16 protein-coding genes are annotated in these 19,842 nt (G+C 63.7%); 10 read left to right on the top strand and 6 right to left on the bottom strand.

Features of this window, described 5'->3' with window-relative positions; all coding sequences use genetic code 11:
* The first annotated feature begins 9 nt into the window (after positions 1 to 9).
* Positions 10 to 1,059 (top strand): aldo/keto reductase, encoded by a 1,050-nt coding sequence (locus NKH03_RS00080; RefSeq protein ID WP_352865053.1) that lies wholly within the window; start codon positions 10 to 12, stop codon positions 1,057 to 1,059.
* A gap of 48 nt (positions 1,060 to 1,107) precedes the next feature.
* On the opposite strand, the gene NKH03_RS00075 is transcribed toward NKH03_RS00080, so the two are convergent.
* Entirely contained in the window at positions 1,108 to 2,016 is a 909-nt protein-coding gene (locus tag NKH03_RS00075; RefSeq protein ID WP_352966608.1) for a LysR family transcriptional regulator, read from the bottom strand.
* A gap of 119 nt (positions 2,017 to 2,135) precedes the next feature.
* Here NKH03_RS00075 and NKH03_RS00070 point away from each other — a divergent pair, with 119 nt between their 5' ends.
* A complete protein-coding gene (locus NKH03_RS00070) occupies positions 2,136 to 3,317 on the top strand; it encodes an MFS transporter (protein ID WP_352966607.1) in 1,182 nt (393 codons plus the stop codon).
* A gap of 57 nt (positions 3,318 to 3,374) precedes the next feature.
* Positions 3,375 to 4,409 (top strand): aldo/keto reductase, encoded by a 1,035-nt coding sequence (locus NKH03_RS00065; RefSeq protein WP_352966606.1) that lies wholly within the window; start codon positions 3,375 to 3,377, stop codon positions 4,407 to 4,409.
* 308 nt (positions 4,410 to 4,717) lie between these two features.
* Here the strand turns inward: NKH03_RS00065 and NKH03_RS00060 are convergent, their stop codons facing one another.
* Positions 4,718 to 4,990 (bottom strand): usg protein, encoded by a 273-nt coding sequence (locus NKH03_RS00060; RefSeq protein ID WP_352865063.1) that lies wholly within the window; start codon positions 4,988 to 4,990, stop codon positions 4,718 to 4,720.
* 315 nt (positions 4,991 to 5,305) lie between these two features.
* On the opposite strand from NKH03_RS00060, the gene acs reads away from it, so the two are divergent.
* Positions 5,306 to 7,261 carry an acetate--CoA ligase gene (gene acs / locus NKH03_RS00055; RefSeq protein WP_352966605.1) on the top strand — a complete coding sequence of 652 codons (1,956 nt, stop codon included), beginning with the start codon at positions 5,306 to 5,308 and terminating at the stop codon, positions 7,259 to 7,261.
* On the top strand, positions 7,261 to 8,010 hold the full coding sequence (locus NKH03_RS00050) for an MOSC domain-containing protein (RefSeq protein WP_352966964.1): 750 nt from the start codon (positions 7,261 to 7,263) through the stop codon (positions 8,008 to 8,010). The genes acs and NKH03_RS00050 overlap by 1 nt, the downstream gene beginning before the upstream one ends.
* 1 nt (position 8,011) lies before the next feature.
* Here the strand turns inward: NKH03_RS00050 and NKH03_RS00045 are convergent, their stop codons facing one another.
* The 3 genes from NKH03_RS00045 to NKH03_RS00035 form a co-directional block, all read right to left on the bottom strand.
* Entirely contained in the window at positions 8,012 to 9,280 is a 1,269-nt protein-coding gene (locus NKH03_RS00045; protein WP_352966962.1) for a class I SAM-dependent methyltransferase, read from the bottom strand.
* A gap of 390 nt (positions 9,281 to 9,670) precedes the next feature.
* Complete coding sequence (locus tag NKH03_RS00040; RefSeq protein ID WP_352966604.1) at positions 9,671 to 11,089, bottom strand: pilus assembly protein TadG-related protein; 1,419 nt, start codon at positions 11,087 to 11,089, stop codon at positions 9,671 to 9,673.
* Between the two features lie 329 nt (positions 11,090 to 11,418).
* Positions 11,419 to 12,288, bottom strand: a complete 870-nt coding sequence (locus NKH03_RS00035) for a transglutaminase-like domain-containing protein (RefSeq protein ID WP_352966603.1) — start codon at positions 12,286 to 12,288, stop codon at positions 11,419 to 11,421.
* Between the two features lie 166 nt (positions 12,289 to 12,454).
* Here NKH03_RS00035 and NKH03_RS00030 point away from each other — a divergent pair, with 166 nt between their 5' ends.
* A complete protein-coding gene (locus tag NKH03_RS00030) occupies positions 12,455 to 13,120 on the top strand; it encodes an HAD-IA family hydrolase (RefSeq protein WP_352966601.1) in 666 nt (221 codons plus the stop codon).
* Positions 13,121 to 13,202: 82 nt separating this feature from the next.
* On the opposite strand, the gene NKH03_RS00025 is transcribed toward NKH03_RS00030, so the two are convergent.
* Positions 13,203 to 13,424, bottom strand: a complete 222-nt coding sequence (locus tag NKH03_RS00025) for a DUF1674 domain-containing protein (protein WP_352865076.1) — start codon at positions 13,422 to 13,424, stop codon at positions 13,203 to 13,205.
* Positions 13,425 to 13,529: 105 nt separating this feature from the next.
* Here NKH03_RS00025 and htpX point away from each other — a divergent pair, with 105 nt between their 5' ends.
* The 4 genes from htpX (at position 13,530) to purH (ending at position 19,673) form a co-directional block, all read left to right on the top strand.
* Positions 13,530 to 14,546 carry a zinc metalloprotease HtpX gene (gene htpX, locus NKH03_RS00020; protein ID WP_352966599.1) on the top strand — a complete coding sequence of 339 codons (1,017 nt, stop codon included), beginning with the start codon at positions 13,530 to 13,532 and terminating at the stop codon, positions 14,544 to 14,546.
* The gene (locus NKH03_RS00015; protein WP_352966598.1) at positions 14,543 to 15,931 is read left to right on the top strand and encodes an RsmB/NOP family class I SAM-dependent RNA methyltransferase; all 1,389 of its coding nucleotides are present in this window, start codon (positions 14,543 to 14,545) and stop codon (positions 15,929 to 15,931) included. Before htpX ends, NKH03_RS00015 begins: the two co-directional genes overlap by 4 nt.
* A 249-nt stretch (positions 15,932 to 16,180) precedes the next feature.
* Entirely contained in the window at positions 16,181 to 17,905 is a 1,725-nt protein-coding gene (locus NKH03_RS00010; protein WP_352966596.1) for a heparinase II/III family protein, read from the top strand.
* Positions 17,906 to 18,056: 151 nt separating this feature from the next.
* Positions 18,057 to 19,673 (top strand): bifunctional phosphoribosylaminoimidazolecarboxamide formyltransferase/IMP cyclohydrolase, encoded by a 1,617-nt coding sequence (gene purH / locus NKH03_RS00005; RefSeq protein ID WP_352966595.1) that lies wholly within the window; start codon positions 18,057 to 18,059, stop codon positions 19,671 to 19,673.
* The last annotated feature ends 169 nt before the right edge of the window (positions 19,674 to 19,842 follow it).

Here is a 19,842-nt window from a genome sequence, read left to right as displayed (position 1 = left end):
AGCTCGACCATGCATTACAACCAGCTTGGAAATACGGGGATGTTCGTCTCCGAACTATGCCTCGGCACCATGACGTTCGGTGCCGCCGGTGAAAATGCCCAATGGGGCCTGATCGCCAGCCTCGACCAGAAGGGCGTCAACGAGATCGTCGCCCGCTCGCTCGCCGCCGGCGTCAATTTCTTCGATACCGCCGACGTCTACTCCTTCGGCCAGTCCGAACGGCTGCTCGGCCAGTCGCTCAGGGATCTCGGCGTCGACAGACAGAACGTGGTCATCGCCACGAAGGTCCACGGCGCCATGGGTGACGGCCCCAACCAGCGCGGCTCGTCGCGCGGCCACATCATGGACTCGGTCGACGCCAGCTTGGAGCGGCTGCAGCTCGACCATATCGATCTCTATCAATTGCACGGCACCGACACGGTGACGCCGATCGACGAGACGCTGCGGGCGCTCGACGACCTCGTTGCCAGCGGCAAGGTCCGCTATGTCGGTGTCTCCAACTGGCAGGCCTGGCGCATCGCTAAGGCGCTCGGCATCGCCGACCGTAAGGGTTTTGCTCGTTTCGAGACCGTCCAGTCGTATTATTCGATCGCCGGTCGCGACCTTGAACGCGAAATCGTGCCGCTGCTCAATGAGGAGAAGCTCGGCCTGATGGTGTGGTCGCCGATGGCCGGCGGACTGCTGTCGGGCAAATACGGCCCCGGTGCACCGGGCAATGGCGAAGGACGCCGCGCTTCCTTCAACTTCCCACCGGTCAACGAGGACCGTGCCTGGGCGGCTGTCGCCGTCATGCGCGAGATCGCCAAAAAGCATGACGTGAGTGTCGCCACCGTGGCGCTCGGCTATGTCCTGGCCAAGCCTTTTGTGATGAGCGTCATCATCGGTGCGAGCCGCATGGAGCAGCTGGAGCAGAATCTTGCGGCGACACGGCTGGAGCTCGACACCGATGATCTCGTCCGCCTCGATGAGATCAGCGCCTTGCCGGCCGAATATCCCGGCTGGATGCTGGAGCGTCAGGCCGCGGGCCGACGCCCGGCCCCGTTCTCGCCGAAAGCATAACGCGGCCAACGCCGACATCTCGGGAGCCCATGGGCTTCCGAGTACCAGTCAGCTCAGCCGAACGTTTTCCCCGAGAAAATCGAGAAAGGCGCGCACCCGCGCTGGCAGATGCCGGCCTTGGCCGACATAGACGGCGTGGGTGGCCTCCTCGTCGCCTGGATTGAAATCCTCGAGCAGCGGCACCAGCCGTCCGACAGCGATATCGGCCGCCACATGCCAGCGGGCCAGCCGGGCGATGCCCGCGCCCGCCAGCGCCATCAGCCGCATCGCCTCGCCATCGCTCACCAGCGTGTTGCCGATGATTGGAACCATGATGGAATTGCCGGCCGTATCGAGAAAAGGCCAGCCGTCGAGGTGCCGCACGAAACCGAAACCCATCCGGTTGTGCCTGTCGAGATCGGCCGGTGTCGGCGGCGTGCCGTGCGTTTCGAGGTACGAGGGCGCCGCGACGACGACCACCGGGCTTTGCCCAAGCTTGCGCGCCATCAGCCGTGATTCGCTGAGCGGCCCGGCACGAATGGCGACATCGGCACGTTCCGCCATCAGGTCGATGACGCTGTCGCTCAGCACCAGATCGACCGAAATCTCGGGGTAGCGCTCGAGGAAGCGCGGCAGAAGCGGGATCAGCCGGTGCACTCCGAAGGGCACATAGCTGTTGACGCGCAGCCGTCCGCGCGGTGCCGCACCCGCCGCGGCCTCCTGCTCGGCCGCCGCCATGTCGGCGAGAATGCGCAGGCCGCTTTCGTAGAACGCGGTGCCTTCCGGCGTCAGCTGCAGTTTTCGCGTCGAACGGCTGACCAGCCGTGCGCCCAACCGGGCCTCCAGCCGCGCGATCAGTTTGCTGACCGCCGACGGCGTCATCCGCAATGCGCGTGCCGCAGAGGAAAAACTACCTTCCTCGACGACACGCACGAACACTTCGATCTCGCCGGAGCGATTGACGTCGGGTCTAGCCATCTGTGAATCTATTTCACAAAAAATGTGCCCGAGGCAAGTCTGGTTCACAATGCATGGCAACACGATCTTTCGGGTCGGGGCGCGGGACGGCGCTCGTCGCCATCGAAATGGAAACCGCCATGCCTCTTGCTCTCTACGCCCTTGCCGCCGGTGCCTTCGGCATCGGTGTCACCGAATTTGTCATCATGGGTCTGCTGCTCGATGTCAGCAAGGATCTCGGCGTCTCGATCTCGGCCGCCGGCCAGCTCATTTCGGGCTACGCGCTCGGCGTCGTCATCGGCGCGCCCTTGCTGACCATCGCCACCGGCAACTGGCCGCGCAAGACCGTGCTTCTGGCGCTGATGGCGATCTTCACGCTCGGCAATCTCGCCTGTGCGCTGGCGCCGGACTACTGGACGCTGATGGGCGCCCGCGTCATCACCGCCTTTGCCCATGGCACCTTCTTTGGCGTCGGCTCCGTGGTCGCCACCGGGCTGGTCGCGCCTAACAAGAAGGCCTCGGCGATCGCGCTCATGTTCACCGGCCTGACCGTCGCCAACATCCTCGGCGTGCCCTTCGGCACGTGGCTCGGCCAAGCCTTTGGCTGGCGGGCGACCTTCTGGGCGGTGACATTGGTCGGCCTGGCGGCCTTCGCCGTCATCCTGGCTCTGGTGCCGCGCAGCCGGACGGCGCCCGAAAAGAGCGATTTGCGCGCCGATCTCGCCGTCCTGCGCCGCACGCCCGTCCTGCTCGGCCTCGCCACCACCGTGCTCGGCTATGCCGGTGTCTTCGCCGTCTTCACGTACATCGCCCCGTTGCTGACCGAGATAAGCGGCTTCAAGGAAGCGGCGGTATCGCCGATCCTGCTCGTCTTCGGCGGCGGTCTCATCGCCGGCAATCTCGCCGGCGGCAAGGTCGCCGACCGCTGGCTGGTGCCCGCCGTGCTGGGCAGTCTCGTGGTGCTGGCGATGGTGCTCGCAACCATGACCTTCGCCATCCACAGCCAGGTGATGGCCGTCATCTATGTCGGGTTGCTGGGTGCTGCCGCCTTCGGCACCGTGGCGCCGCTGCAAATGTGGGTGCTGGACAGGGCGCAAGGTGCCGGCCAGAGTCTCGCCTCGTCCTTCAACATCGCCGCCTTCAATCTCGGCAACGCCGCGGGTGCCTGGCTTGGTGGCGCGGTGATTGCGCATGGCCTTGGCCTTGGTTCGCTGACCTGGGTCGCCGCCCTGCTGCCGCTCGCGGCACTCGCCGTGGCAGGATTGGCGCTGCGTCTCGATCGCACCGCCACGCTCGGCGCGCCTGCCTCCGTCCGGTCGTGAATACCTAAACCGGATCGCTTTCGACACCCTTCTGTCCACACCACCAGGAGCAAGAAAATGGACTATCGACGCCTCGGTGCATCGGGCCTGAAAGTGCCCGCACTCTCATTTGGCGCGGGAACCTTTGGCGGTTCCGGCCCGCTGTTCGGCGCCTGGGGCAACAGCGATGCCAGGGAAGCGCGGCGGCTGATCGACATTTGCCTCGAGGCCGGCGTCAACCTATTCGACACCGCCGACGTCTATTCGAACGGCGCTTCTGAAGAGGTGCTTGGCGAAGCGATAAAAGGCCGCCGCGATGCCGTGCTGATCTCGACCAAGACTTCGCTGCCGATGGGCGACGGTCCGGCCGATTACGGCTCGTCGCGTTCGCGGCTGATCAAATCCGTGGACGATGCGCTCAGGCGCCTCGGCATCGAATACATCGACCTTTTGCAGCTGCACGCCTTCGATGCCGGCACGCCGATCGAGGAGGTGCTGTCGACGCTGGACGAACTCGTGCGCGCCGGCAAGCTGCGCTATGTCGGCGTCTCCAATTTCTCCGGCTGGCAAGTGATGAAGTCGCTGGGAGAAGCCGACAAGCACGGCTACCCGCGTTATGTCGCGCATCAGGTCTACTATTCACTGGTCGGCCGCGATTACGAATGGGAACTGATGCCGCTTGGCCTCGACCAGGGCGTCGGCGCGCTGGTGTGGAGCCCGCTCGGCTGGGGCCGCCTGACCGGCAAGATCCGCCGTGGCCAGGCTTTGCCGGAAAAGAGCCGGCTGCACGACACAGCAAGCTTCGGGCCACCGGTCGAGGACGAGCATCTCTACCGGATCATGGATGCCCTTGACGCGGTGGCCGAAGAAACCGGCAAGACCGTGCCGCAGATCGCCATCAACTGGCTGCTGCAGCGCCCGACCGTGTCATCCGTCATCATCGGCGCCCGCAACGAGGAACAGTTGCGCCAGAATCTCGGCTCCGTCGGCTGGAGTTTGACGCCGGATCAGATGAAGAAGCTCAACGCGGCGAGCGAAGTCACCGCGCCCTACCCGTATTTTCCCTATCGCCGCCAGGAAGGTTTCGCCCGGCTCAACCCGCCGGCGGTTTGATATCGTGATCGTTCGTGTCGGCGGAACGTTCGAGATTGGCCGATGCTTCCCCAACTTCGTCATCCCTGGGCGAAGCAGGAGCGAAGCTCCGTCGCGGAGACCCTGGGATCCATTCCGTGACGGCTGTCGAGGAATGCGACGGAGCAGATTCTGGACCGCAGCAACGCTCTGAAATCGCGGCATGGATCCTCGGGTCTGCGCTGCGTCGCTACGCTCCTTGCTCCGCCCGTGGATGACGAAGATGATGGGCGTTTCCGCCAATCGCCAAGGTATGCGGTTCGCTGGCGTCAAACTTCTGCGCCAAGAAACTAATGCAGCACGAACTCGCCGTCGACTTTCCGCCATTCGTTCGGTGCGATCAGCTTCTGGTGTGTGTAGCTGATCGAATGCAGCGGCCCGTCCAACTCGGCCTTCCAGAACTCGATGAACTTGATCAGCACCGGAAACTTCGGCGCCAGATCGTAGTCTTGCCAGATGAAGCTCTGCAGCAGATGCGGGTGGTCGGGAAAATGATAGAGAATCTTGGCCGTGGTCAGGCCATAGCCTTTGAACATCAGATCCATTTCGGAATGGTCGCGCATGGCGGTCCCCTTGGGCGGTCTCTGGTTGAGTCTCCTTTCCTCCCAACGTCAGATTGTGCGCGCCGTTGCTTAACTGTCTATTGATTTTTCCTGATCGAAAACGGGTTTTCCGCGCGAAAACATGCAGTTAGCAGCGAGCCGAACTGAGTGCTGACAGCCCTGGAGAAGGTCCCTGCGGCATCCCGCCACGCGAATCCAACGTCTAATATTGCGATGGCGGACGAACTGGTAATAATGCCGCCGAATTCGCGGCGGCTTTGCCGCGATCCCGCCGGCGTTTCAAGCCGGCGGATCGGTTTGGGAGGAAAGTCAGGAATGTCCGAGGCTCATGTCCATCGCGTCCAGCCGGCGTGGAAGAAAAACGCGCTGATCGACAATGACACCTACCTGAAATGGTATGCCGACAGCGTCAAGAACCCGGACAAGTTCTGGGGCAAGCACGGCAAGCGCATCGACTGGTTCAAGCCCTACGGCAAAGTCAAGAACACCTCCTTCGATGGCAAGGTCTCGATCAAATGGTTCGAGGACGGGCTGACCAACGTCTCCGTCAACTGCATCGACCGGCACCTGAAGAAGCGCGGCAACCAGACCGCCATCATCTGGGAAGGCGACAATCCCTACGACGACAAGAAGATCACCTACAACGAGCTCTACGAGCACGTCTGCCGGCTTGCCAATGTGATGAAGAAGCACGGCGTCAAGAAGGGCGACCGCGTCACCATCTACATGCCGATGATCCCGGAAGCCGCCTATGCGATGCTGGCCTGCACGCGCATCGGCGCCATCCACTCCATCGTCTTCGGCGGCTTTTCGCCGGATGCACTGGCCGGCCGCATCGACGATTGCAAGTCGACCTTCGTTATCACCGCGGACGAGGGCCTGCGAGGAGGCAAGCCGATCCCGTTGAAGGACAACACCGACAACGCGATCGAGATCGCGGCGAAGGCCGGAACGAAAGTCGAAAAGGTGGTGGTCGTGCGCCGCACCGGCGGCAAGACCGGCTGGGTGGCCGGACGCGACGTCTGGTACCATGACGAGGTCGCGACGGTTAAGGCCGAGTGCAAGCCCGAGAAGATGAAGGCCGAGGATCCGCTGTTCATCCTCTACACCTCGGGCTCGACCGGCAAGCCGAAGGGCGTGCTGCATACCACTGCCGGCTACCTCGTCTACGTCTCGATGACGCACCAATATGTCTTCGATTACCATGACGGCGACATCTACTGGTGCACCGCCGATGTCGGCTGGGTGACCGGCCACAGCTACATCGTCTACGGCCCGCTCGCCAACGGCGCCACCACGCTGATGTTCGAAGGCGTACCGAACTATCCGTCGCAGTCGCGCTTCTGGAACGTCATCGACAAACACAAGGTCAACATCTTCTATACCGCGCCGACGGCGCTGCGCGCGCTGATGGGCGCCGGCGATGCACATGTCACCAAGACGTCGCGCAAGTCGCTGCGCGTGCTGGGTTCGGTCGGCGAGCCGATCAACCCGGAAGCCTGGGAGTGGTATTTCAACGTCGTCGGCAACGGCAAGGTGCCGATCGTCGACACCTGGTGGCAGACCGAGACCGGCGGCATCCTGATCACGCCGCTGCCTGGCGCCACCGATCTCAAGGCAGGTTCGGCGACGCGGCCCTTCTTCGGCATCAAGCCGCAGTTGGTCGACGGCGAAGGTAAGGTGCTGGAGGGTGCCGCCGACGGCAATCTCTGCATCTCCGATTCCTGGCCCGGCCAGATGCGGACCGTCTATGGCGACCACGACCGCTTCATCCAGACCTATTTCTCGACCTACAAGGGCAAGTACTTCACCGGCGACGGCTGCCGCCGTGACGCCGACGGCTATTACTGGATCACCGGCCGCGTCGATGATGTCATCAACGTCTCCGGCCATCGCATGGGCACGGCGGAAGTCGAATCCGCGCTCGTCAGTCATGACAGCGTTTCGGAAGCCGCCGTCGTAGGCTATCCGCACGACATCAAGGGCCAGGGCATTTACTGCTACGTCACGCTGATGGCCGGCGAGCAGCCGAGCGAGGAATTGCGCAAGGAGCTGATCGCCCATGTCCGCAAGGAGATCGGTGCCATCGCTTCGCCCGACAAGATCCAGTTCGCGCCCGGCCTGCCGAAGACCCGCTCGGGCAAGATCATGCGCCGCATCCTGCGCAAGATCGCCGAGGATGATTTTTCGGCACTCGGCGACACCTCGACGCTGGCCGATCCGGCCGTCGTCGACGATCTGATCGCCAACCGGCAGAACAAGAAGGCATGATGCAAACCAGGACCGCACTGGGTTCCGTCACCGAGCTTTGGCGTTATCCGGCGAGTTCGCTCGCCGGCGAGCGGCTCGACGCGATCCTTGTCGGCTCGGAAAGCATCGACGGCGACCGCTTGTTCGGCCTTGTCGACGCGTCCGACAACGAGATCGCACGACCGGACCGCGAGGCGAAGTGGCACAAGGTGCCGCGCATCCGGACCCGCCTGTCGCCTGCCCGCGAACTCGAGATCGCCGTCCCGGACGGCGACTGGCTGGCTGCGCCGGGTATCGAAAGCGACCGCGCGGTATCGGCCTATCTTGGCTTCGAGGCCTCGATCCGGCCGTTTCGCCGGGAGAACGCCGCCTCGGGCTATTCCGGCCCGCTGACGGCGGAACGCTATCGCAAGGCCCCGATCCATCTTCTGACCACGGCTTCACTGGCCCGCTTGAAGGCGCTGCATCCGGAAGGGGCCACCGACCCACGCCGCTTCCGCCCCAACATCGTCGTCGACATGGCGGCAATCGAAGGGTCGTTTCCCGAGACGGAATGGATCGGCCGCAAGCTTGCCATCGGTGATCTCCTGCTGACCATCTCGGAACCGTGCCGCCGCTGCGGTTTCACCATCATCGCCCAGGATGGCTTCGACAACGATCCGGCGATCCTGCGCAATCTGGTTCGCCACAACGCGCATAATTTCGGCGTCTATTGCACGGTCGACCGGCCGGCCAGCATGGAGATCGGCGACATGATGCGCTTCCGGTAAGCTACCGATACAGATCCGCCCGCGTCGGCGGCAAGCCGCTCGGGCCACGCGCCCGCTTGGTGGCAACGGTCTGGAAAATCTGCGCCGAGGCGCGCTCGAAGGTGATCGAACAGCCGGTCAGGTAGAGCAGCCACAGGCGCGCCTTCGGCTCGCCCACCTCGGCGATTGCCTCACCGAAGCGTGCGTGCAGGCGCTCGGCCCACAGCCTGCAGGTGCGGGCGTAGTGCTCGCGCAGGTTCTCGACATCGTAGACGAGAAAACCATGGGCCTCGAGATTGCCGAGCGTCATGCCGATGGTGTCGAGTTCGCCGCCGGGGAAGATGTATTTGATCAGCGCCTTGTATTCCGGTCCTTTGCGCAAGGTCTTTTTCATATCGCCCTTGCTGCGCCTGGTGATGGCGTGATGCAGGTAGATGCCACCCGGATTGAGCAGGCGATGAACGGTCGAGAAATAGGCCGCATGGTTGGCAAGGCCGAGATGCTCGAACATGCCGATTGACGATATCTTGTCGAACGAGCCGGAGAGTTCGGCATAGGATTTTATCTCGATGGTGATGCGGTCCTCCAGCCGTTCTGCGCGGATGCGCTCACGGGCAAGATTGGTCTGCGCATCCGACAGCGAGACACCGTGGCCGATGACGCCATAGTTCTTCGCGGCATGGATGAGCATCGCTCCCCAGCCGCAGCCGATGTCGAGCAGCCTTTCGCCGGGCTTCAGCCGGAGCTTGCGACAGATATGGTCGAGCTTGTCGATCTGGGCTTGATCGATGCTGTTGGCGAAATCCTTGAAGTAGCCGCAGCTGTAGACCATGCGCTCGTCGAGGAAGAGCCGATAGAAAGCGTTCGAGATGTCATAGTGATGCTGGATCGCTTCCTGGCTTGAACCGCTGACGAAGGGATTGCGTCCCGAAAGATCGGTCCGCGCCGTCATCTGCTTTCGCGAAAACAGAACTGCCGGCAGGTCTCGCAGGATCGCCAGCTTCGGCAGCGATTTGAGCTTCGTCCTCAACTTGCCCTGCGAAGGCAGCGCGTAGAAGTCGAATAGCGATCCCTCTTCGATGTCGACGGTCTTGGAAATCCACATTTCGATCAGCGTCGACAAGCTGGGGTGGCGGACCATCTGCCAGACGATGTCCTGGTCGTTGATGGTGAGCACGGGGCCGGTGACGGGGCCGATCCGTTCGCCGGTCCACAATCTGACCGCGAAGCCTGGCTTCAACGTCTCGATGATCGTTCGAACGATTCGAGCTGCTTTGTCGGCTGCCTCCATGCCGCTTTCCTCCCAGACCATGGCGTGGTCCGGCAGTTTGCCCGTCAGCTCGGCTGGTCGCAACCCACCTCGGGCTCGGGAGCTGCCTGGATGGCTTTTTCAAACCGACGCCTTGTCTTTTGCTGCAACGCACCCCATCATGAGGGTGTGTTCAACAAATCGAAAGGAGGTGATCCGATGTCGAGTGATTTCGTTTTCCAGAACGTGGCCTCAGCGGATTGCACTTTCGGGAAGCAGTCTTCCCGTTAAGGCGCGAGATGCGCGGCGGGTGGACTTTCTCATCGCCATAGGGCCGCGCCACGGACGGAAACACGGAAGGCCGCCAGCTTCGCGAGAAGCGGCGGCCTTTTCCGTTTGGGCGATCACGACTGAACCGCAGTTCTTGAGAGCTTATTTGGCAACGGTGACCTTCTCGATGTTCTGGACGATGTCATCGAACGCCTGCTTCAGTTCCGCACCGGTTGCGGCCTCGTAATAATGCTTCAGCGAGGATGTGTCCGCCGTGGAGCAATCCTGGAGCACGCTTTTCGCCTGGTCCCGTTCGGTCGCCGTCATGGTCGGATCGTTCAGGTCGAAGCCTATCGTGAAGATCTCGATGCCGTCGCGCTTCATGGCATCGCAGATACCTTCGGCATTGCCACGCGACATCTGGCCCGCGTTCTGTGATTTTGACGCTCCGCTACCGCCGGCGAACGCTGTGTTGAACTGGCCGTCCGTCATCAGGATGGCGACCTTGGCGACCTTCCTCTTGTCGAAATTGGCGGGACCCGCACCGAGCCCGGCATTGACGATCGTCGGGCGCCACGACGGCGAAAGCATGTAGTAGCCCCACTGCACGGCGATGCCGCCGGCGGTCACGCCTGCCGCGCTGAAATCGTCGATCGTGTCGAGCAGTTTCTCCTCGTCGGCCGACAACGGGATGAGCTCCGGCGTCGGGCACGTTCTCATGCGATCATCCCGATTGATTCTAGCCAGATACTCTTTGCCGTTGTTGTCCCACCGCGACGTGTAAGGCCCGTCGGATGACGTGTCGGCATAGCCATCCTTGTCCTTGCGCTCGTTGGCACATTTGTCCGGCGCGGGTGTCACCGACGCCGAAACGGGAGCATCCACAGGCGGCGGCAGATTCGGCCCGCCTCTCGTCTCGGCGAAGACGCTGTCAGCGAGACCACCGGTATTCACCGCCTCGGCATAGGGAACAATCGCCACCCGCACACGTGGGTTTTTCGCATCGATGTTGTTGTCCAGCAGATCACTGACAGCTCCAGAAGCGGCACTTTGCAGATCTGCGATCTTGTTGGTCTTGGCCCATGCGTTCGGCCCCATCGACCCGGTCACATCGAGCATCATCGCCACTTCGATGGTCTTGTCCGAATAGAGCGCCGTCGTGGAAGCGGTGACGCGCTTCATGTCGCCCATGCCGAGAATCGGGAAATACAGGGCGACATCGGCATGCACTTCCGCCGCGACCGTCTTGGCCGTCCTGTCGACAATCAGCCTGTCCAGCACGATCTGGTCGGCCTGCAGGATGCCCGCCGCGCTGTTGGCGTCAAGAAAGGCCTGCACCGATCTGTTGGCGTCGCCTTCCCCGATGACGCCAGTCGTCAGGTCGCGTGCCGTCGACGTAACCGCGGCGTCGAGCACGCCCTGCAGGCTGGATCTGGCATTGTACAGCTGAGAGACGTTGACAGAAAAGCCAACGCCCAGCGCCAGGACCGAGGTAGCAAGGCCGAACAGGACCGCGAAATTTCCACCGCGATCCCTGGCGAACCCGCCGACCGCGTGAACAAGACCCCCGTAATTCCGCATCCTACAGCCTCCGCTTGCCTCGGCCTCGTCGCCGCAGACAAGGCAATGCAGGATTCCCGCCGGACGACGCCGCTCGGCCTCCGAAAGCACATTACCCCATCAGCAACACATTGTTTTTGCTTGATTTCGCCCTTTGCGAAGGTGAATGACTGGTAAACAGAACAACGCGGGCCGCGACTGCGTTTACGAGCTGGTTACCATCCTCAAGATGAAGCGATCGAAGAAAGCTCAACGACGTCCTGTTGCGGCACAGGGCCTCTATGCCGAAGCGGACCAGCTGTCTCGAAACCACAGAACGCGAAATGGTCTGATCGGACGCCTTACGACTACTAGGCCAGCATCCGCGCGCTGACCGTCCTGTCGATGCCATGATAGGGCGGGTTGAACAGATTGCCTTCCTGTTCGTAGGTCCACACCTTGAACAGGCTGAGCCGGTGCGGGCCGAAGCTGTGCAGCAGCGGCACGTCGGTGGCGTCGCGGCCGCGCGCGATGACGACGCGACCGATCCTCGGCATGTTGTGGCGGGGGTCGAACGTGTACCACTTGCCGCCGAGGAACACTTCCAGCCATGCTGAGAAATCCATCGGCGCCGGATCGATCGGCACGCCGATGTCGCCGAGATAGCCGTTCACATAGCGCGCCGGAATGTTCATGCAGCGGCACAGCGTGATCGCCAGGTGGGCGTAGTCGCGGCAGACGCCGACGCGCTCCTCATGCGCCTGGGCCGCGGTGCGGGTCGAGCGCGCATAGCCATAGCCGAACGACAACCGGTTGTGGACATAGTCGACGATGGCTTGCACGCGCGCCCAACCAGGCGGGATGTCGCCGAAGAGCTGCCAAGCCAGGTCACTCAGATGATCCGTCTCGCAATAGCGGCTGCCCAGGAGATAACCGAGCACCTCGTCCGGCAGATCCGCCACCGGCACTTCCCTGGCCAGCGTGTTGACCTCGTCGGTCTCGCCGCTGTCCTCGACGACCGCGTCGTAAAGAATGCGAAAGCCGCCAGCGGGCGCGGTGAACCGGCGGCAGGCATTGCCGTATGGATCGTGGTAGAGCCTGGTCGGCACGGCAGGCGATGTCAGCACCCGCGTCTGCCGCTTGATGTCGGCCTGTCTGTCCTTGTGGACTTCGAGCAGCGAAATCACCGGGGTGGCCGCGTTACATTCGATGGCGATTTCGTAGCCGAGCCGGATCAGCATCGCGGTCCCCCTTCGATCGTCGTGGAAAGCAGTCTTGTTCAAACGCCGGGGGGTTGCCGTGGTTCCCTGGCCGATTGAAAAGCCCGACCCGTGTCTTCCCCTGCCGTGAGCGAGGCGTTAGGTTCGGGATCGCCACAGGCGCTCCCCCAAAGACTCAAGGAAAATCATGTACTCAGGCAGAAAATTCGCGGCCTTCCTCTTCGATATGGATGGCACGCTCATCAATTCCATCGCCTCGGCGGAACGGGTGTGGAGCGAATGGGCACGCCGTCAGGGCCTGGACGTCGCCGCCTTCCTGCCGACGATCCATGGCGTGCGGGCGATCGAGACCATCACCAGCCTGGCACTTCCAGGCGTCGACCCGGCGCACGAAGCTGATCTGCTGCTGAAGGCCGAGGCGGCCGATCTGGATGGCATTCTCCAGATCTCCGGCGCCGTGGCGTTTCTCGACGCGCTGCCGCCCGAGCGCTGGGCGATCGTGACCTCAGCGCCACGCGAGCTGGCGCTGTTGCGCATGAAGGCCGCCGGCATCCCTGTCCCGGCTGTCATCGTCGCGGCGGAAGATGTTTCCCGCGGCAAGCCGGCGCCCGATTGCTTCCGGCTTGGCGCTGAACGGCTCGGCTTCGATGCGCGCGGCTGCCTTGTGTTCGAGGATGCTCCGGCTGGCATCGCGGCCGCCGAGGCGGCGGGGTCTGCGGTCATGGTCGTCAACGCCACGCACCAGCATCCATTGCCAACGCAGCATGCCGCGATCGCCGGCTATGAGATGATCGGCGTCACCGTCCACGAAGATGGCTGGATCGCGCTCGAGCCGCAGCGCAGCGCCGCCTAGATATCTAGCGCAACGCCGTCTAAAGGTGTGTTGAGATTCAGGTCAGGCTTGCAGACCAGCATCACCTGAATATCAACACACCTTAGAAGTCGCTGGTCAGGCCCTTGACCTCCCAATCGCCATAGCGACCGGGCTCCTTGCCGCCGCGGCCGCCGATTTCCTTCGGCGCCGCTGCTTCCTTCTCCAGATATCTTATGCGTCTTGCTTCGGCTTCCGCGAGCGCACGTCTGGCTTCCGGCGTCAGTGCCTTTGGCCCAACGTCACGACCAGGGTCGGCATCGGTTTTACTGGTTTCGTCGTTCATGCGATATTTCCGGCCGATTGAAACAGGAACTGGCGTTTCCCATCATATAGCGATGAACCCACAACGATCGACCCTTTTTCGCTACCATCTGGACAGGAGCAGACGATGAACACACTTCGCACCGCCATGCTTCTTGCGGCGATGACGGCACTGTTCATGGGCGTCGGCTTTTTGATCGGCGGAACCGGCGGCATGATGATCGCTCTGCTGATCGCCGCCGGCACCAATCTGTTCAGCTACTGGAACGCCGACAAGATGGTGCTGTCGATGAACCGCGCCGTCGAGGTCGACGAAAGGACCGCCCCCGAATATTACGCCATCGTCCAGTCGCTGGCCAAACAGGCCGGCCTGCCGATGCCGAAGACCTATCTGATCGACAACCCACAGCCGAATGCCTTCGCCACCGGTCGCAATCCGCAGAACGCGGCGGTCGCCGCCTCCACCGGTCTTTTGCAGGCACTGACGCACGAAGAGGTCGCGGCTGTCATGGCGCACGAACTCGCCCATGTGCAGCACCGCGACACGCTCACCATGACGATCGTCGCCACCTTCGCCGGCGCCATCTCGATGCTCGGCAATTTCGCCTTCTTTTTTGGCGGCAATCGCGACAACAACAACCCGTTCGGCTTTGTTGGCGTGCTGGCGGCGATGATCGTGGCGCCCTTTGCCGCGATGATCGTGCAGATGGCGGTCAGCCGCACCCGCGAATACGAGGCCGACCGGCGCGGCGCCGAAATCTGTGGACACCCGCTCTGGCTGGCATCGGCCCTTGACAAGATCGCCCGCGGCGCCGAACGCATCCGCAACCCCGATGCCGAGCGCAACCCGGCGACCGCGCATCTCTTCATCATCAATCCTCTTTCCGGCGAGCATATGGACAGTCTGTTTTCCACCCACCCGAACACAGAAAACCGCATCGCTGCTCTCCAGGCGATGGCGCGGCAGATGCAAGGCGGCGGCGCTCAGGTTCCGCGCCGGGCCCAGACGCCGCGAGCAGACGAACAGCGGCCGTCGGGCCCATGGGGCCAAGCCGCGCAGCCCGAGCAACCGGCCGAGCCTGCAAAGCCGAAATCCAACCCGTGGGGTCGCAACCCGACCGGGCCCAAGGGCCGGTGGTCGTGAGCGTGGCGGACAGAGGACCTCGACGTACGGTTTCAGGTGACCAGGAACACAGGGACGGCGGCGACCTTGTTGCCGGCCTCGCCGCTCGCAAGGCAGCGGCGCGCCTGCTTGCCGCCGTCATCGATGCCAGGACCCCGCTTGACGGGCTGACCGACCACGAGAACGGCCATCCGCAATACAAGGCGCTCGATTTGCGTGATCGTGGCCTGGTCCGCGCCATTCTGGTCACCGCGCTGCGCTATCGCATGACCATTTCAGGGCTGCTGGCGCGGCGCCTGGAGAAGCCGCTGCCGCCCAACGCGACCGCGCTGTCGCACATATTGCATGTGGCGGCCGCGCAGATCCTGTTCCTCGATATCCCCGACAGCGCAGCAGTCGACCTGGCCGTGACCCATGCAAAGTCCGATCCGCGCACGGTGCGATTCTCCGGCCTGGTCAACGGCGTGCTGCGCACGTTGGCGCGGGCCAAGGAAACGGAACTTCCTGCCGCTCTCGCCGCTACCGACGAAGCGCCCAAATGGTTTTCCGACCGGCTGAAGGCCACTTACGGCAATGACAAGGCCCGGCGGATCCTGGCAGCTCACCGCGTGGAGGCGCCGGTCGACTTTTCGGTCAAGGCCGATCCCGAGCTGTGGGCCGAAAAGCTCGGCGGCATCGTCCTGCCGACCGGCACAATTCGGGTGGAGAATCTCGTTGGCCCCGTCACCGAACTGCCAGGCTTCGCCGAAGGCGCCTGGTGGGTCCAGGACGCCGCGGCCAGTCTGCCGGCCCGGCTATTCGGCGATGTCAGGGGACTTCGCGTCGCCGATCTCTGCGCAGCCCCCGGCGGCAAAACCGCGCAGCTCATTCTCGCCGGTGCCCGGGTCACCGCCGTCGACACCTCGAAAAACCGGCTGGTGCGGCTGACGCAGAACCTCGACCGTCTCGGTCTGTCCGCCGAGGTCGTCGAGGCTGACCTGCTCAAATACGAGCCGAAGGAATTATTCGACGCCGTTCTCCTCGACGCGCCCTGCTCGTCCACCGGAACAGTGCGGCGGCATCCCGACGTGCCGTGGACCAAGACGGCCGCCGATGTGGAAAAACTCGCGGACCTGCAACGCAGGCTTCTCGCCCGCGCCGTCACGCTGGTGAAACCCGGCGGCAGGATCGTCTTTTCCAACTGTTCGCTCGACCCGCTCGAAGGCGAGGACCTCTATCGCGCCTTTCTGGCCGGCACCGCTGAAATAGCCAACGATCCGCTGCGGCAAGGCGAGATCGCCGGCATTGACCCGTTCCTGACGCCGCACGGCACGCTGCGCACCACGCCCGCCGACCTCGACCTTGGTTCGCCCGGGATTTCCGGTCTCGACGGCTTCTTCGCGGCTCGCATCCGCCGAGCCGGCTAATGCATGTCGCCCAAAAGTGTGCAGCGGTTTTGGGACAACGACATGCATGAAACAGAAGACCAAAGCGCGTTGCATTCAACCGGTCGGGCGCGACGCGCTTTGATTTAACCGCCCCCGGATTTACTGGCTTTTTAGCGATGATCGGGGGCAAAGCCGGGTGAACCGGCGGCGTCCCATGGAATTCGCCTTCGCACGAGTCCTGCAATCATGTAAACTCGGCGTCGGGGTAATGGACGATCAGGAGGGGTTTTGGCACTTGCTGCCAGCAGCACGACGCGTCTGTGGACGCTTGTCGCGAAGGAGTTCTGGCGCAAAACGCGCCGGCGCCTGCGTGCCGGGCCGGTCTACCGCTGGCGCTATTCCGGCCGCACGCCGGAACGTGTGCTGATCGCACCGCCGGACCTGCGCCTCGCCGACCCACAGATCGCACTCGAAATCTACTACGGTCGCTATCCCCTGTCGGGGCATCTGGTCGAAACCGGCGGCAAGTCACCTTTCCAGATCAACGTGCCCAATCATGGCTGGCAGAAAACGCTGCACGGGTTTCGCTGGCTGCGCCACATGCGCGCCGCCGGCACCGAACTTGCCGCCGCCAATGCCCGCGCCCTGGTTTCCGACTGGATCGTCATGCATGGTAGCCACATTTCCGGCGTCGCCTGGGAGCCCGGCACCGCCGCCAAGCGCATCATCGCCTGGCTGCAGCACTCCCCCGTCGTGCTGCAGGGGGCCGAGTTCCCCTTCTACCGCGCCTTCCTGAAATCGCTCGCCGTCCAGATCCGCTACCTCAGGTCGATGGCGCGCGAGATGCCGGACGGCAAGGACAGGCTGCGCGCCCGCATCGCGCTCGCCTTCGCCGCTTTGTCCCTGCCGGCACCGGCATCGGCGCTGCGCGGCGCGACCCGCAACCTTGCCGCGGAGCTCGACCGCCAGATCCTGGCCGACGGCGGGCATATTTCGCGCAATCCAATGGTCGTCCTGGAAATCCTCGCCGACCTTCTGCCGCTGCGCCAAACCTATGCCAACCAGGCGGAAACGCCGCCGCAGGCGCTGATCGGCGCCATCGACCGCATGCTGCCGGCGCTGCGCTTCTTTCGCCATCAGGACGGCAGCCTCGCCCGCTTCAACGGCATGGGCGCCACCATCCACGACCGCATCGCCACCATCCTGCGCCACGACGACACCGCCGGCGCGCCACTGTTGCATGCGCCGCATTCCGGCTATGAGCGCCTGTCGATGGGCGGCGTGACGGTTATCGCCGACACCGGCCTGCCGCCGCCGATCGACGTGTCCAACGCCGCACATGCCAGCTGTCTCGCCTTCGAACTGTCGTCCGGGCGCCAGCACTATATCGTCAATGCCGGCATCGACACCTATGGCGCGGCTGAATTCCGGCCGCTGGCGCGCGCCACCGCCGCGCACTCGACCGCCACCATCAACGACACCTCGTCGGCGCGTTTCAGCCATTCGCTGCGCGTCAACGACCTGCTCGGTTCGCCGCTGATCGGCGGCCCCCAGCATGTGCAGTGCAAGCGCACCGACCAGAAGGGCGTTCAGGGGTTCATCGCCCGCCATGACGGCTACGTCCCGCGCTTCGGTTTCCTGCATGAGCGCGAACTGAAGCTCTCCTCGAGCGGCAATGTGCTGGCCGGCAGGGACCGCTTCCAGCGGCCCGGCAATGCGGCGATCCGCAACAACGGTCGTGACTTCGTCACCGTCCGCTTCCACGTACACCCCGACATCAACTTGCTGCAAGACGAGCATGATCGCCTGGTGATGACCGCCGATCAGGCCGACACCTGGGTATTTACGTGCGCCGAGGGGGTGCCGGAGGTCGAGGAATCGATCTATTTCGCCGGTCTTGGCGGCCCGCGCCGCAGCCGCCAGATCGTGCTTGCCTTCAAGGCCTCGGAAGTCGCCGAGGTCCACTGGCAACTGACGCGCACCAGCATCGCCGGTTACCCGGAAAACAACTGAAGTGTCGAGCATGATGCCGAAAGTTGCGGACTTTTCGGACAAACACCATGCGGCAAAACAAAGAGACAGGCGCCGCTTCCGGTTTGATTTCCCGATGGCATGTGCTACGGGCGCGGCATCCATCACACCAGCCGTGAAAGGCCGCCAGCCCATGGCCGTCGCCGCCAAGAACATTCCAGCACCTGACCTCGTTCCGGTGCGTCGCGCCCTGCTCTCCGTCTTCGACAAGACCGGCCTCATCGATTTCGCCAAGGCGCTGGCGGCGGCCGGTGTCGAACTGGTCTCGACCGGCGGCACGGCAAAGGCGATCGCCGAGGCGGGCCTGGCGGTGCGCGACGTCTCCGAACTCACCGGTTTTCCCGAGATCATGGATGGCCGGGTCAAGACCTTGCATCCCAACGTGCATGGCGCGCTGCTTGGCGTGCGCGACGACCCGGATCATGCGGCTGCAATGCGCAAACACGGCATCGAGCCGATCGATCTCGTGGTCTCCAATCTCTATCCGTTCGAGGAGGTCCGCCGCTCCGGCGCCGATTACGCATCGATCGTCGAGAACATCGACATTGGCGGACCGGCAATGATCCGCGCCTCGGCCAAGAACCACGCCTATGTCGCCATCGTCACCGATCCCGGCGACTACGCCTCGGTGCTGAACGCGCTGGAGCTGAACATCGGCTCGCTGTCGCTGGATTTCCGCAAGAAACTGGCGGCCAAAGCCTTTGCCCGCACCGGCACCTATGACGCGGCGATCTCCGGCTGGTTTGCCGAAGCACTCGAGATCGAGCACCCGACTTGGCGCGCCTTTGGCGGCAAGCTGGTCGAGGTCATGCGCTACGGTGAGAACCCGCATCAGAGCGCCGGCTTCTACCTCAATGGCGACAAGCGGCCCGGCGTCGCCACGGCACGCCAGCTGCAGGGCAAGCAGCTCTCCTACAACAACATCAACGACACCGACGCCGCCTTCGAACTGGCCGGCGAATTCGATCCCGACCGTTCCGCCGCGGTTGCCATCATCAAGCACGCCAACCCGTGCGGCGTCGCCGAAGGCACCTCGCTGAAGGCGGCCTACGCCAAGGCGCTGGCCTGCGATCCGGTCTCGGCCTTCGGCGGCATCGTCGCTGTGAATCGCATTCTCGACGCCGACGCCGCCGGAGAAATCGTCAAGACCTTCACCGAGGTGATCATCGCGCCCGGCGCGACCGACGAGGCAGCGGCAATCGTGGCGGCAAAGAAAAACCTGCGCCTGCTGGTCACCGGTGGCCTGCCGGACCCGCGCACGCCTGGTACGACGGTCAAATCCGTCGCCGGCGGCCTGCTGGTCCAGGGCCGTGACAATGCCGTCGTCGACGACCTTGAGTTGAAGGTGATGACCAAGCGCGCGCCGACATCGGCCGAAATGGACGACCTCAAATTCGCCTTCCGCATCGCCAAGCACGTCAAGTCCAACGCCATCGTTTACGTCAAGGATGGCGCCACCGTCGGCATCGGCGCCGGCCAGATGAGCCGGGTCGATTCCTCACGCATCGCCGCGCGCAAGGCGCTCGACGCCGCCGAGGCTGCGGGCCTTGCCGAACCGCTGACCAAGGGCTCGGTCGTCGCTTCCGACGCCTTCTTCCCCTTCGCCGATGGACTGCTGGCCGCGATCGCCGCCGGCGCCACCGCCGTCATCCAGCCTGGCGGCTCGATGAACGACAAGGACGTCATCGCTGCCGCCGATAAGCATGGCATCGCCATGGTCTTTACGGGCGTGAGGCATTTCAGGCATTGAGTACCTTACCCTCCCCCTTGTGGGGAGGGTCGGTGAACGATTTTTGCGAAGCAAAATTCGTGAGACGGGGTGGGGGCGGCGCCGCGGGGCGACCCCCCCCCACCGCGCCGCGGGGGCACCACACCACACCCGCGGCGGCGCGCGGGCGCGAGCAGGCGCACACGCGGGG

It is taken from the genome of Mesorhizobium sp. M1406 (genome assembly GCF_040317555.1).
Classification (GTDB): Bacteria; Pseudomonadota; Alphaproteobacteria; order Rhizobiales; family Rhizobiaceae; genus Mesorhizobium.
Note: the sequence above shows the minus strand (reverse complement) of the source record. Positions and strands in the feature narration are given on the sequence as shown.